The 14,599-nt window shown below is 41.5% G+C and carries 9 protein-coding genes and 1 pseudogene; 3 read left to right on the top strand and 7 right to left on the bottom strand.

What is annotated here, in order from left to right; genetic code table 11:
• Positions 1 to 287 precede the first annotated feature (287 nt).
• Positions 288 to 3,110: a M16 family metallopeptidase gene (locus tag ACM0OY_RS07080; RefSeq protein WP_414568155.1), complete on the bottom strand. Its 2,823-nt coding sequence runs from the start codon at positions 3,108 to 3,110 to the stop codon at positions 288 to 290.
• Positions 3,111 to 3,363: 253 nt separating this feature from the next.
• Here ACM0OY_RS07080 and ACM0OY_RS07075 point away from each other — a divergent pair.
• Together ACM0OY_RS07075 and ACM0OY_RS07070 are read left to right on the top strand one after the other, a co-directional pair.
• Positions 3,364 to 3,612 (top strand): annotated as a pseudogene (locus ACM0OY_RS07075) (GNAT family N-acetyltransferase); the annotation flags it as partial.
• Between the two features lie 38 nt (positions 3,613 to 3,650).
• Positions 3,651 to 3,797, top strand: coding sequence for a GNAT family N-acetyltransferase (locus ACM0OY_RS07070; RefSeq protein WP_414568154.1), 147 nt, complete (start codon positions 3,651 to 3,653; stop codon positions 3,795 to 3,797).
• Positions 3,798 to 3,884: 87 nt separating this feature from the next.
• Here ACM0OY_RS07070 and ACM0OY_RS07065 read toward each other — a convergent pair whose 3' ends face one another.
• Positions 3,885 to 4,361: a Uma2 family endonuclease gene (locus tag ACM0OY_RS07065; protein WP_414568153.1), complete on the bottom strand. Its 477-nt coding sequence runs from the start codon at positions 4,359 to 4,361 to the stop codon at positions 3,885 to 3,887.
• A 127-nt stretch (positions 4,362 to 4,488) separates the two neighbouring features.
• Positions 4,489 to 6,558, bottom strand: coding sequence for a prolyl oligopeptidase family serine peptidase (locus ACM0OY_RS07060; RefSeq protein ID WP_414568152.1), 2,070 nt, complete (start codon positions 6,556 to 6,558; stop codon positions 4,489 to 4,491).
• 184 nt (positions 6,559 to 6,742) lie between these two features.
• Between ACM0OY_RS07060 and ACM0OY_RS07055 the strand changes: the two genes are divergently transcribed.
• A complete protein-coding gene (locus ACM0OY_RS07055; RefSeq protein ID WP_414568151.1) occupies positions 6,743 to 7,321 on the top strand; it encodes a Uma2 family endonuclease in 579 nt (192 codons plus the stop codon).
• A 197-nt stretch (positions 7,322 to 7,518) separates the two neighbouring features.
• On the opposite strand, the gene gntT is transcribed toward ACM0OY_RS07055, so the two are convergent.
• From gntT to ACM0OY_RS07035, 4 genes are all read right to left on the bottom strand, one after another.
• Positions 7,519 to 8,883 carry a guanitoxin biosynthesis MATE family efflux transporter GntT gene (gntT, locus tag ACM0OY_RS07050; protein ID WP_414568150.1) on the bottom strand — a complete coding sequence of 455 codons (1,365 nt, stop codon included), beginning with the start codon at positions 8,881 to 8,883 and terminating at the stop codon, positions 7,519 to 7,521.
• A gap of 191 nt (positions 8,884 to 9,074) precedes the next feature.
• Complete coding sequence (locus tag ACM0OY_RS07045) at positions 9,075 to 9,503, bottom strand: VOC family protein (RefSeq protein WP_414568149.1); 429 nt, start codon at positions 9,501 to 9,503, stop codon at positions 9,075 to 9,077.
• 165 nt (positions 9,504 to 9,668) lie between these two features.
• Positions 9,669 to 10,817, bottom strand: coding sequence for a scyllo-inosose 3-dehydrogenase (iolM, locus tag ACM0OY_RS07040; protein ID WP_414568148.1), 1,149 nt, complete (start codon positions 10,815 to 10,817; stop codon positions 9,669 to 9,671).
• Positions 10,818 to 11,756: 939 nt separating this feature from the next.
• The coding region (locus tag ACM0OY_RS07035) for a response regulator (RefSeq protein WP_414568147.1) at positions 11,757 to 14,599 on the bottom strand (2,843 nt) is incomplete at its 5' end.

The following is a 14,599-nucleotide window of genomic DNA, read 5'->3' as shown; positions in this document are numbered from 1 at the left end:
TGGAGTTAAAGTTCGTCAGGTGATCGGAATATCTGTTTATTTTGTCCTGATACTGCCTTTCTCAATTCCTCCGTTAGATAGATAAATAGCTAATCAATATACTGATGGATGTATTCTTCAGTACCTTAATGCCAAAGGACATCCCTTGCATTACATATCAGAAAAAAAATAGGTGAAAAACGTTCTTATTTCAAGCTTTAATTTCTTATACTTTTGAGCATTGGAAGTGTGAGAGGGGTGGGGTGAAATTCTCTCCCCATTTCCCTCAATAGACGAGTTGAAGTTACTTAGCCGCCCTTGGGCACAGTTTCCCCAGGTCCAGTGGTAACAATCACCAAATTTTCCGGCTTAATTAAATCCTGAATTACTTGTTGCATCTGAGCCATAGTAACTGCCTGAATTTGCTGGGGAAATTCTCGAATTTCTGCTCGTGAAAGCCCTAATACAGCATTATCTAAAATGATGCTAGATACATTACTAGGATTAGCTAAATCTACAGGGTAGCTATTAGTAATTGAGCGTTTTGCTGTGTTTAATTCAGCTTCAGTTACTCCTTGTTCGCGTAATTGTTTGAGTAAAGCAACAGTACTGGCGATCGCTTTTTGGGCATCTCCGGGAGCAGTCTGCATTTGAATCAAGAAGGGACCGGGATTAATTCCGGCGGCAAAAGCACTGTAAATACCATAGGTTAATCCCTGGCGATCGCGCACTTCTGTACCCAAGCGACTCGCTAAGGTATCACCACCCAAAATTTGATTCAGCACCAATGCTGCATAGAAACGCTTGTCTTTCCTAGAAATTCCGTTGTAACCGATGTAGGTCACTGCCTCCGCTTTACCGGGAATTACCTTGTTTAATTGTGTCGAAGTTTGCGGTAATGGCACGGGTGGAACTTGAACAATAGGTGGCTTACCTGTGGCTTCCCATTTACCAAATTGCTGATTTAGCAATGCTTTTACCTTAACTGGATCGAAGTCTCCCACTAAAGCGATGGTTGTCGTATCCGGTCGGTAATGTGTCTGGTAGAAGCTAAGCAAATCATCACGAGTAATGGTTTTTAAACTTTCTTCCGTGGGAAAGCTATGAAACGGATGATTTTCTGGGTAAATTGCCTGTTGAAATATCCGTCTTCCCAGACCGCTGGGGTCATCTAGCTGGACTTTGAGAGTTGTTAGCGCTCTTTGACGACTGAGTTCTAATTGTTCGGCGGGAAAAGTGGCATTTTTTAAGACATCTGCCAGAGTTTGAATCAATATTGGCAGGTTTGCTGATAAGCCCTCACCAGTTATATTTACGCCTTCCCGGCTAGCACTGAAGCCTAAACCGGCTCCTTTGTCTTCTAAGGTTTTGGCTAAGGTCAGAGCGTCTTTAGTCTGCGTTCCATTCATTAAGTTGGTTGCAGTGAGATTCGCTAATCCAGCTTTTTGATTACCGTCAAACTCGGTACCAGCGTCAATTTGGCCGCTGAGATTAATAGTAGGAACATTGCGATCGCTTAACAGCAAAACTCGCAAACCATTATTCAAAGTAAACTCTTCTGGTAGCGATTGTTTTTTGGAATCTGTAGTTGATGTGGCAGGTGGCAGATATTTAGCCAGTTCTGCCGGATCTACGGGTTTACCGGGGCTAAAATTTTCCACCGTGCGACCAGACCCAGCGTTGGAAGTCCCTGGTTGACCATCTGGTTGGGTCGGTTCAAAGTAGCCAATGGTTTGTTTAGCGGGATTCAGGTAAGTTTTCGCTGCTTTTTGTATCTGGGCTGGGGTGACTTTGGCGATCGCCGCGAGATACTTTTCAATAAAATGATAATCCCCCGCCACAGTTTGGTTATATCCCAGTAGGTTGGCTTGACTAGTGATATCCTGGTTACTCAATACGTAAGAGGCTTGCAGTTGCGTCTTGGCTCGGTTTAATTCTTCTGCGCTGATTGGCTGCTCTTGCAATTTTGTCAAAGATTCTTGGAGTACCTGGGCAATTTTGCTTAACTGTTGACCAGGAGCCGCCGTAGCATTAATTTCATACCAACCCGGTTCGATGAGTTCCACAGCACTGCCACCAACTGAACTAGCGAGTCCAGACTCTACCAAAGCCTGGTAAAGTCTAGAACTACGTCCACCTGTGAGCACAGCATCCATCACATCAATTGCTGGGACATCGGGATGGTTGAGATCTGGCAGAGGATACAGCGCTTGTAGTAGTGCTGCACTTCCAGGTTGCTTGAGGACAATGGTTGCTTTTTTGTTAGCAGGAGTAGCTGAGGAAGCATCGGCGACGGAAGAAGATGTCAATAAAAATAAATTATCAAGTGCTTTGCTTGCCTCATCAGGCATCTTGTCCTGTTTTGCTTGTGGCGATAACTTACCAAAAGTTTCTTGCACAATTTTTTGTACAGGTTCTGTAGCAAAATCCCCGGTAATCACCAAGGTGGCATTTTCTGGGCTGTAGTACTTTTGGTAGTAATTACGCACCTGCTCCACTGTAAATTTCTCGACATCAGCTTTTGTACCTCCCACTGGTAAGCCATAGGCTCGATTGGGGAAAGCATTTCGCATAACTTCCCGATTCAAACGATACTCAGGTGAATTTTCGTAGCCTTGTAATTCAGAGATTACTACTCGCTTTTCACTTGTGAGTTGCTCAGGGTTAATTAAAGCATTTTTCATGCGATCGGCTTCTAGTGTCAGCAATGCTTCGAGTCTGTCTCGCTGCACTGTGCCAAAATACGCTGTTTCGTCATAACTGGTAAAGGCATTGAACTGGCTACCCAAGGCACTAAATAACCGCCCAAACTGGACTGGACGGTTGGTTGTGCCTTTGAACATCAAATGTTCTAGCTGGTGGGAAATACCATTTTCTCCCTTAACCTCGTTGCGCGAACCGACTTTATACCAAACCTGCACGCTCACCACTGGAGCGGTGTGAACCTCTTTGGTTAGGACGGTTAAACCATTATCCAATACCGTTTTTTGCACTCCTTGGGTAAATGAGAGCGCAGGTACGGGTGCGGTGGCTGTTGGTGTTGCAGCAATGGTAAAATTGCCCGAAAACGGTACTAAACTGAGGAGAATACTCAGGAAAAATCCGATAAGCATGTATGCGCGTGACTTCATAAGCAGTGGGAAATCAAAAAATTTAAGTCCATCGAACAGAATTTAGGAAGAAATACCAAGTTTTGACAAAGTTGAAAAACCTCTAATTTTTAATTTTGGATTTCGGTAAATCATCGTCCTCTAACCACGGATTTTTTTACCTATTGATTGAATGAGCGATCGCGTTTATAAACTGGTAATTATTTCATGCTAAATCATGTCTCAAGTTCCCATCCGACTGGAGACACCACAGTTGGTCTGACGCCGTTTTCAGGATAGCGACATAGGAGCATTCTTGTCCTATCGCGGCGATTCGGAAGTGGCGAAGTATCAGAGTTGGGATACGCCTTACCCCAAAATAGAAGCGTTGGAATTTATACAATCTATGAAGCAGTCAACACCAGGCGTGTGGGGGGAGTGGTATCAGCTGACGATTGAACTGAAGAATACAGGCGAAATAATTGGGGACTGTGCCTTTTGCATTTTAGCTGATGACAGCAGGCGGAAATTGGCTTTAAGCTGACGCGATCGCACCAAGATAACGGCTATGCAACTGAAGCTGTGACCAGGTTACTCCAATATCTATTTACAGAACATAATTTACATCCTGTAGGTGCAAACTGCGATCGGGCAAACATAGCATCCGCTAAACTTTTAGAGCGAGTTGGTATGAAGCGCAGGACACTTTATCAAAAGTTTGTGGTTTAAAGGCAACTGGGTAGACGAACTATGGTTCGCAATTTTGCGCGACAAATGGCAACGATGAATATTTTGAATTCTGCTGTATAAACTTAATTAACGTTTAATTTGTTTAGGAAACTTAGGAACTAACAATGATTGTTCTAATTCTCCTTGCTCATTATAAAACTTCATTTCACCTTGTTCGTTACATAACCATACTTCCACAGCTTGAGCTTCTAAATACAAATTTCTCTTAAATTGCATTTCTTCCCAAGTGTTACCACTGGATTTAACTTCTACACAAATTTCTGGTGCAATAGACGCTGATATTTCATTTTCAATTTGAGTAAAACGTTCATCTGAACACCAGACAACATCAGCAACTTTCACGCTGTCTGATGTATTAATAGCACATTCTGGCATTACTTCTCCTGTATGCAATAAAGATTCTAATAAACGTTGGATTCTTCCTTGATAAAAAGAATGTTTAATTTTTACTGGACTCATTACGATTTGACCCCATTTATTTAATTCAATCTTGAAGGGTAAATCTTGTAATTGTTTGTTTTCGCAAACTTCTTCCCATCTCATAGTTAATATTTATCTAGAGTGATTAATTTAATTTTAACCGAACTATTAATTCTGATTGCAAATAAAATCTTACGCGAAGGCGCAAAGTTATCAATAAAAAACTTTGCGCCTTTGGGATTATATGCTTCTAAACTTCAAGATTTAAAGTACGCACTAAAAAAGCCCATTTATCGGCGGCTTCCTCGATAATTTTAGCCGTAGGTTTACCTGCTCCATGTCCAGCTTTAGTCTCAATTCTAATTAACACTGGCGCATCACCTGTGTGATTTGCTTGCAAAGCGGCGGCAAATTTGAAACTATGAGCGGGAACAACGCGGTCGTCGTGGTCGGCTGTGGTAATCAAGGTTGCGGGGTAAGCTGTGTCTGGTTTGAGATTGTGCAATGGTGAATAAGCATACAGCGCAGGAAATTCTTCTGGATTATCTGGGGAACCATATTCGGCAGTCCAAGCCCAGCCGATGGTAAATTTATCGAATCGCAACATATCCATGACGCCGACTGCTGGTAACGCTGCACCAAACAAATCGGGACGCTGCGTCATACAAGCACCCACTAATAAACCGCCGTTACTTCCACCTGCGATCGCCAGCTTATCAGTTTTAGTATACTTGTTAGCAATTAACCACTCAGCTGCGGCAATAAAATCATCGAAGACATTCTGTTTTTTCTCCTTCATTCCTGCTTGATGCCATTCTTCGCCATACTCGCCACCACCACGTAGATTCGGCATTGCATAGACACCACCCATTTCCATCCACACCAACAGGCTCACAGAAAAACCAGGTGTCATTGAGGCATTAAAACCACCATAAGCATAGAGATAAGTAGGGTTATTGCCATCCAATTTAATGCCTTTTTTGTGAGTGATAAACATTGGCACTCTAGTACCATCTTTGCTGTGATAAAAGACTTGTTTTGTCTCATAATCATCAGGATTAAAATCTACCTTGGGTGCGCGGAAAACCTCGCTTTTTCCAGTTACCATATCGTAGCGATAAATAGTCCCTGGTATGGTAAAGCTAGTAAAATTATAAAAAGTTTCAGTATCGTAACGCTTACCACCAAAGCCACCTGCGGAACCAAGTCCCGGTAATTCTACCTCGCGTATAAATTCACCCTTGAGGTCAAAAATTTTAATTTGGCTGTGAGCATCTTTCAAATAATCAGCAACCAATTGGTTATTGAGAATACCAACACTTTCCAAAGTTTCTGCTGACTGGGGAATAATTTCTTGCCAATTTTCTGGTGCAGGTTTGTTGGTATCAATGGCTATTAATCTTCCCCGTGGGGCATTTAAATCTGTGCGAAAATAAAAGACGCTACCATCATTATCGATAAAGCTGTAATCTGCCTCAAACTCGTTAATTAGTTCTACAACTTCAGCATTGGGATTAGTCAAGTCTTTGTAGAAAACTAAATTTTTAGAATCAGTTCCCAGCCAAACAGAAATTATGAGATAGCGCCCATCTTCAGTTACACCACCACTAAAACCCCATTCTTTTTGGTCAGGACGATGGTAAATTAATACGTCTTCTGATTGGGGTTTACCTAGTTGATGATAGTAAAGTTTTTGATAATAATTAACATCTTCTAATCGAGTTTTTTCATTCGGTTCATCGTAGCGACTGTAGAAAAAACCTTGGCGATCGTGTGTCCAAGATGCACCAGAAAATTTAATCCATTTCAAATAGTCTTGTAAGTCTTCTCCAGTTTCAATATCGCGGACTTTCCACTCTTGCCAATCAGAACCAGATGTAGAAATACCGTATGCTAAAAGTTTACCATCCTCGCTAATTGATAATCCCGAAAGTGCAACAGTACCATCTTCTGATAATTTATTAGGGTCCAGTAAAACTCTGGGTTCAGTATCAAGAGATTTTAGGGTGTAGAAGACACTTTGATTTTGCAGCCCATCATTTTTGAAATAAAAATATTGTTCGCCTTCTTTAAAGGGGATACTATATTTTTCATAATCCCAAAGTTTAGTCAGACGTTGTTTAATTTTTTCCCTAGTAGGAATTTCACCCAAGTAGCCAAAAGTAACCTGATTTTGTGACTCAATCCAAGTCCTTGTTTCTGGGGAATCAGGATCTTCTAACCAACGGTAAGCATCTGTAACTACATTACCGTGGTAGTTATCGACTTGATTGCTTTTGTGGCTGGATGGGTAAGTGAGGGATTTTTCAGACGACGGCATAATATCAGGTTAAAAGTACTATTTAACATATTACAAAGATAGACTCAAGATTTGGAGTATATACTAAGCTAATGTGCACCCAAGTTGCAGATTATTTGCTGAAGACTGTCATTAGTCATTAGTTCCTCGTTCTTTGCTAATGACCAATTAAGTAATTTTGCGATTCAGTGGAGACGAATTAATTATGACTTTTTTAACTTTACAGTTACCGGCTAATCTCCAATTTACGGATGAAGAATTTGAACAAATTATTGCTGTCAATAAAGATTTACGCTTAGAATTAACGGCTCATGGAGAACTAGTAATCATGCCACCTACAGGAGGAGAAACGGGTAATCATAATTTTGATTTATTAGGACAACTCTGGTTTTGGAACAGCAAAAATAATTTAGGTAAAGCTTTTGATTCTTCCACTGGTTTTAAACTTCCCAATGGTGCAACTCGTTCCCTCGATGCTTCTTGGATAAGGATAGAAAGATGGAATACTCTCACACCACAACAAAGAAAAAAATTTCTCCCCTTGTGTCCAGATTTTGCTGTGGAACTGGTTTCTGAAACTGACAATCTGGAAGATACTCAAGCTAAGATGCAGGAATACTTAGCAAATGGCTTACAACTGGGTTGGTTAATTAATCCCAAAGATAAACAAGTAGAAATTTATCGCCCTAATCAAGTACCTGAAGTTTTACAATCTCCCACAAGTTTATCTGGTGAAGGTGTTCTCTCTGGTTTTATTTTAAATCTACAACCAATTTTTGGATAATCGTTCTCAAAGAAAAAACCCCGTCATAAGGCGGGGCGAATACGTGCTATTTCACTTTATAGAACAATTGTACTATAAAATATCTTAAAAGCAAAACCTAAGACCGTTGCTAAAGGGTGACATGAGTTGTCCCAACACTGACAGCGGCAGTCGTTCGGGTAGCACAATTAATTTGCCTTAGCTGCTTTCGTGAAATTTCATGAAGCTTGAGTCTTTTGAGCAGGAACAATATCTTCTCTCGCTAGTTTCAAGGTTCTAGGGATCTGAATTCCCTGCACTACAACCCTAGTCACCATGAACAAAGACATCGCCAACCACAACAGATGGACACTCTGTAACTTCCAAGCCAGGGCTGCTGTGGGAATAAACCCTAACCCAGTTGCAATAAAAGCCGCATTCCGGAGTATTAATGCTTCTGCCAAACCAAAGAAATAAGCCTCAATTGAGACGACGAAGGCATACAGCGCCAGTACACTCATTAGCCAGGGAATATAGCGATCAATCTGGGTGGTTATTTCCGTATGATTTGTGAGTAGCCCAAATACCGTCTGAGGAAACAGGATGCAGGTAAGGGACATGGTAACTGCAAACATCAGAGTTACGCCTACAGAAACGCCAAGCAGTGGTACCATCTGCTTCTGCTCGTTTGTGCCATGAAAGTTGCCTGTCAAGGTTTCTGTTGCATAAGACAAGCCATTGAGTATTTGAATTCCTAGCGTCATGAACTCAAGCAGCAAGACATTTTCCGCAAAGGCGATTCTTCCCATCCCAGCAAACAGATTCGTAAAAGCCCAAAAGGTAAACCCAACTGCCAGTGTCCGCACAAAAAGCTCCCGACTCAAGGCAAAAGTCTCATTCCAAGCAGATTGATTCCAAAGCTGAGGCGCGACGGCACGGATCTCTTGCCACTGGATTTCACTCTTGGCCCAAATTAGTCCAAGCACCATCATGAGAAATTGGCTCAAAGCTTGTGCCAAGCCTGCTCCCATGCTGTCCCAACCCGCTCGCAGAATCATCTGGTAACTTAAGACGATGTTAAGGATGTTACCAAAAGCCGACAAGGCCAACACTTTCCCACTCTGTTCGCGCCCCATCAACCAGCCGAACAGCACCATATTCACCAGAACCGCAGGTACACCCCAAATCCGCATGTTGAAGTAGTCCACTCCAGCCGCTTTCACCTCTGGAGCATTGTTCAAGACAATAAACCCCAACTCTCGCAGTGGGTATTGTAGGAGCAAAACAGCAAATCCCAAGCTGAGGGCAATTAAAACATTCCGTAAGCCTAGCAGTAGTACTTCCTCGCGATCGCTCCTTCCAGTCGCCTGGGCAGTTGTGCCAGTCACAGAGAGACGCAAAAAATTGAATGTTCGATAGAAGTAATTAAACAGAACTGTCCCCAGTGCAACGCCAGCTAAATGACGAATGTCTTGCAAGTGTCCTAAAAAGGAAACACTAACCATTCCAGACAACGGCACCATTAAATTGGAGAGCATATTGGCGATCGCTAATCTGAAATAGCGATGAATCCATCGGTTTTGCAAGTCATTATTTCCTAACATTTGGAATTAGTTAGCTGATGCGATTGGATATTTAGCTAATTCGTCATTCGTTATTTTCAGCGCAACACCACACCAAATTGTAAAATTGGTGATTTTGAATTAGTTGTAAATAAATTTCCTACTACTTTCATCACGAATTACGTTTGCGACGTAGGAACTTGATTACAAATTACTAATTATTTTAACCCCTGTCAAACCCGTTCTTCTATTTGCGTATAATCATAATACCCAAAGATTGCTTCTGGATGACGATAATGTTTAAACTCTATCAAGTTATAGAAAGGATCTTCTAAAAAAAACGTGTCATGCTCTATAAAAGAATCAGCAAAACGGAGTTCGGGTTTTTGTCTAAAAGTGAGGTTTTGTTGCTCTGCCCTTGAAAGTACTTCTTCCCAATCACTTTTTAAGCTAAAGACAATTCCGCAATGCCTGGGGTATATAGGTTGAGGTACAAGAGTTTCTTTTGTCAAGAAAGCAACAAATTGATGCCCGTGGAGATTAAGAATTAAAAGTTGACGGTTTTCTCGACCAGGAATACAACCCAAACCATCAACATAGTACGTTTTTGCCAGAGCAAGGTCTGTCACAGGAAAGGTAAGATGAAATAAAGTTTTGTTCATTGCTAAAGGCTACTTTCAAAAATTCAAGGTAAGGTAATTAATCGCTTGTTTTAAACTCCTAATAGTATGCTGGAGTAGCCAACAATATTAGAGGGTGAAATGCACCAATGATATTAATACCACAGGTAATAACTCAGCTAGAAAAGTAACAATTTTCTGATTATCTTATACAGAGTGCATATTAATTAGTATTTTTCCATCTTTTCTGGAACGCGAAGACTTGAAAGCATTTAAGATGTCTTTAAAAGGTAAAGATGAAGTTACAAGTTTTTCAATTCCACAAAGTTTTCCTTTGTGAATCATGGTGATTACGTTATTAAATATGCCATACCCAGAATGTCCGCGAGAACCTACTATTGTATGTGCCCCACTTACAAGACTATTCAAATCTATAAATGCTTCTGACTCTGCCCTACCTAAATAAATAATTTTTCCTCTTTTGGCAATATTTCTTTCCATCATTGGGATGGTATATTTAGCTGCTCCTGCGGCTTCAACTTGGATATCGGCTCCCCAACCTCCTGTAATTTCTTGAACCATCTCCGAAAAATCATTTGTGGAGGCTATATTGTAAGCGTAATCAGCTCCCATTGATTTAGCAAGATTGAGTCTTTCTTCAATAGAATCAACTGCTATTACTATTGCTGCGCCTGCTGCTTTAAGTAACATCACAGCACCTAGTCCAATTGCTCCTACACCATAGACTATGGCAAATGCACCAGGTAAGAAACCGTTTCCCGATATAAAGATACCGTTATAAGCACAACCGATAGGTTCTATTAAAGTACCTATTTTACAAACCTTTTCAAAGGAATATCTTTCCTGTAAGTGATTAAGTTTCCAACAATATTTTGCTTTGAGAGTTATATATTCAGCAAAGCCACCATCTACTGTTAATCCCAACAGTTCTACATTTTCACACTGATTAGGCATTCCTGTGCGGCAAGGTGTACAGTGCCCACACCATAAAATGCTTTCTGTAGTTATGATATCACCCTGGGAAAATCCTTTAACTTCTTTACCAACTTCGACGATTTCACCTGAAAGCTCATGTCCTAAAACAACGGGTAACTTGGTAGGGCCAGAAAATAGAATATACCCTTCTTTATCTGTCTCATAAACGTGAATATCTGACCCACAGACACCGCAATATTTAACCCTTACTAAAACTTCATCATGCCTAAGAACAGGGAAGCTTTTATCAACAATTTTAAATTGTGGATCTTTCCAAGCAAGGCTCCCTACAACACCTAAGTTTTTGTTAAGGTTTTGTTTCTTAGGTGTCCATGTAGCTTCAGCCAGTAATGCTTTCATTAAATAATTTCCAATTACTTGTAATCAATGATTTTTCACAGAGTGATTTCTAACCCCCCGCGATGCCTGCAAGCGGATTGCGGGTATTGCAAGGATTCGTGAAAAATTCCGCCATTTTTTGTGAAATGGCTGCTACAACTAGTTTTGAACAGTTTTTTTTAGCTGTGTCAGGCTCTGAGCGAGAGAAACATTCTTTGCCTAAAACGCAAGCGCCCCTCCGACTACTGCCGACACTTGAGAGTCATCAAGTTCCTCGATTTCTGGAGCTTGCAGATTTTCGATGTCGGACGGTTTTGATTTAATTTTGCTGTTACTTAACTTAAAAACATAAAAATGCACTATTAACTGCATTATGAATGTATCAATATCCAGTACGATAATCAATGAAAATCCCGAAACATCCTACTTTTCTTACTTAAATGACTTTTTTACAGATACTACATTAATACATTAAGGAATAGATATTTAGTCTCGGTTACAGAAAATTTTCATTCAAATGAAACTCATTTTTGACAAAGTTATCCTCTCGTTACTAGAACTTACGCACTGTACAAAAGAACTATCTTGTGAATTAACGTAAATACGTTGTTTCAGGAGTTTAGATGTCACTTTAGATTGCTGGCGATCGCTAAAATATCATTCAAAATCTCACTAAAACCCTTGAAAACTATACCTGTCATTTTGGCTTTTCTGTCAATGCGTAAGTCCTAGTTACAATACTTTTTTGTCTCACATTTTAGCTGTTAAACCTCTAACGATAATGATAATCAAATACCGAGTAAGGGGGCGAGCGACGATCGCCTCCTTTTTTCGCACACGATTATCATTTTCATTAATTTATTTTGAGTATTTTAACTCATTGACAAAATGCGCTTTATCTTAAATTCTGACCGATGGTGTAGAGTTTTGCCTGCGTAAAATCCGAGCCTTTTGGTTGCTTCAGCTAACAAGCTTCTCTCCTTTGAGCATCCGTGATGCAGCTTCTAGTAGCGCTTCTTCAAGATAAGGCTTGGTAAAGTAGCCACTTGCACCGAGTTGAACTGCCATTTGTCTGTGCTTGTCTGCACCCCGTGAGGTAAGCATGGCGATGGGTAGGTGGTTGAGGTTAGAGTCTTTCTGAATGCGAGATAGTAACTCCAGACCGTCGCAACGGGGCATTTCAATGTCGCAAAATACGATGTCGCAAGGCAGACCAGAGCGGAGTTTATCCCAAGCTTCCTGACCGTCACGCGCTTGTTCTACACGATAACCTGCTTTGTTGAAGGTCAGAGAGAGCAATTCTCGGACTGTGATTGAGTCATCAACAATCAGCACAGTTGGATCGATCTTCGCAGCAGGAGTGTCTGTGGGAGTTGATTTCTGTTGCCAAGAACTACCACCAATTTGTGTAGAAATTCGTCCTTGGAAGATGTCGATGATTTCTAGCACGTCAGCGATGGGCATAATGCGACCATCACCGAGAACTGTAGCACCAGCCACGCCGATGGGTTTAGGTGCTGGGCCTTCAAATTGCTTAATTACAATTTCTTGTTCGCTCAACACCAAGTCAATTTGTAGGGCAATCAGGGTATTTGCCGATCGCACCACAACTACAGAAACCATATCATCATCTCTGGTGCCGCCATACACATTACCGCGACTAATCTGGCGATTGAAGGTTAAAAGTTCCTTCAAAGGTCGGAATGGCAACAGGGTATCGCGCCAAGAAATAAATGATTGTCCATTGGCGTTATGCTGAATATTTTTAACTGGGATATCGAGGGTATCTTCTACACCGTCCATCGGGAAAGCAACTCTCGCTCTATCGGAGACACAACACAGAGCTTTACAAATACTCAAAGTCAGTGGCAAACGAATTGTGAAAGTGGTTCCCTTGCCAATTGCAGAATCGGTGTTGACTGTGCCGCGAATTTCGCTAATGGCAGAACGTACTACATCCATACCCACACCGCGACCAGAAATTTCATCTGCCTGGTCTTTGATGCTAAAACCAGATTGGAATAGTAAGTCGTAGACTTCCAGGCGAGACATGGTTTTTGCCTGGGCTTCCGTAATCATGCCAATTTTGATTGCCTTAGCCTTAACCCGTGCCGGATCGATACCTGCACCGTCATCACCTACAGAAATCACAGTTTGGTTGCCTTGGTGGAAGGCACGGATAGTAATGATTCCCACAGGTGGCTTACCAGTAGCTTGTCTTTGTTCTGGGGTTTCAATACCGTGAGCGATCGCATTATTGAGCATGTGCGTTAGCGGATCGCTGAGATGATCTAAAATCATCTTGTCAATTAAGGTATCGCCACCTTCAATTACCAACTCCACTTGTTTGCCACACTTGATGGCATTGTCGCGCACACCCCGCCGCCAGCGATCGATTGTTTGGGCAAAAGGTACCATTCGCGCTCTTGTAAGTCCTTCTTGTAGCTGGGTGGTTACCTGGCGGAATTGCCTTGCTACTCGTTCGGTTTCTTCGGTGACAAAATCAATGTCACTAGCTGACTCACGCACTCGGACAATGCGCTCAATCATCTGCTGAGAGAGTGTATGGAAGGGAGTAAAGCGATCCATTTCTAGCTCGCTAAAGCCTCTGTCAGAATTAGAGTCCTGAGAATCAAAGCCAGAGTCTTTAGTTTTGCGTCCCGCTAACAGAGAAGCTTCCAAAAGCGATCGCTCGTACAACTCTTGCATCCTCGCTCCCACATCTGAGAGTTGTTGTACCTGAATCAGCAAGTTATCTAGTGATTGCCGCAGCCGTTCGTGATCCTGCTCTAAAGTATTGCGATTTACCACCAATTCCCCAACCAAATTACTCATATCGTCCAGTTGCTTAACTGGAACCTTCATCGTTTCTTCAAATCTCGCAGTACGACGAGTAGAGGGACGTGGAGTTTTAGTGGTATTCGATTTTGCCAGCGCTGAGTGTGATATTGTTTGATCTGCTTCTGCCAGCAACTTCTCCAAATCGCTAAATTCATCTACCCGTGGTGGAGCGGAGGTTTTCGCTGAGACTGGTTGAATCAAGGGCTGGCGTTGGCGTAGCCCGTCGTAGACATTGCTAGATGCAGCAGCCTCATTCTTCTCTGTACCCAGCAATTCTTCCAAAGCAGCAAAATCTACTTCTGGTATCTCCTTAGCTTTAGAAACAGGTGCTACTTCCTCTCCTAATAATGCTTCCAAGTTTGCAAATTCATCTTCTGGAGCAACTTCTTCAACTGTTTCTGTTTCCGTCAATTCTTCAGTCAAAGCAACAGCATTTTCTGACTCTAACACTGGTGCGGTTTTAGATATCTCTCCTAAATTGAATAAATTCGCTTCTAGATTTTCATCTGTTTCTACACTTTCTGGAATAATCGTTTGTGTTAATTCTTTTACAGATGACGAGTCAATTATTGCCGCTTTTACTTCTAACAAAGGAGTTTCGGTAAACAATAAATCATTCGTAAAACTTAGTTCCGCACTTTCTAGACCTCTATTTTCTGCAAATTCAAAAGCAGTGTCTAAATTATTATTTTCAAGATATAAAACTTCTGAGTTTGTCTGGAATAAAGTGGAAGTTTCTAGAGCGGATAGTTCGCCCACCATATCATCTGGAATTTCCATCTGAATATAGGTGGAATCGTTAATGGCTACATCCTCAAACAGCAGTTGTGGATTTTCATCAAAGGAGCCAAACAAATCATCTGTCTGTGCTTGGGGTAATTCTGAAGTTTCTAAAGTCGATAGTTCACCCACCATATCATCTGGAATTTCCATCTGAATATAGGTGGAATCGTTAATGGCTA

Source organism: Nostoc sp. CCY 9925 (assembly GCF_963920935.1).
Lineage (GTDB): Bacteria > Cyanobacteriota > Cyanobacteriia > Cyanobacteriales > Nostocaceae > Nostoc.
The sequence above is the reverse complement of the archived record's forward strand: the minus strand, read 5'-3'. Positions and strand labels throughout refer to the sequence as shown.

Excerpts from the sequence above, each read along its gene's own strand:
- ACM0OY_RS07045 (WP_414568149.1), bottom strand. The coding sequence starts at position 9,503 with ATGAACAAAACTTTATTTCATCTTACCTTTCCTGTGACAGACCTTGCT.
- gntT (WP_414568150.1), bottom strand. The coding sequence starts at position 8,883 with ATGTTAGGAAATAATGACTTGCAAAACCGATGGATTCATCGCTATTTC.
- ACM0OY_RS07055 (WP_414568151.1), top strand. The coding sequence starts at position 6,743 with ATGACTTTTTTAACTTTACAGTTACCGGCTAATCTCCAATTTACGGAT.
- ACM0OY_RS07080 (WP_414568155.1), bottom strand. The coding sequence starts at position 3,110 with ATGAAGTCACGCGCATACATGCTTATCGGATTTTTCCTGAGTATTCTC.
- ACM0OY_RS07065 (WP_414568153.1), bottom strand. The coding sequence starts at position 4,361 with ATGAGATGGGAAGAAGTTTGCGAAAACAAACAATTACAAGATTTACCC.
- ACM0OY_RS07060 (WP_414568152.1), bottom strand. The coding sequence starts at position 6,558 with ATGCCGTCGTCTGAAAAATCCCTCACTTACCCATCCAGCCACAAAAGC.
- iolM (WP_414568148.1), bottom strand. The coding sequence starts at position 10,817 with ATGAAAGCATTACTGGCTGAAGCTACATGGACACCTAAGAAACAAAAC.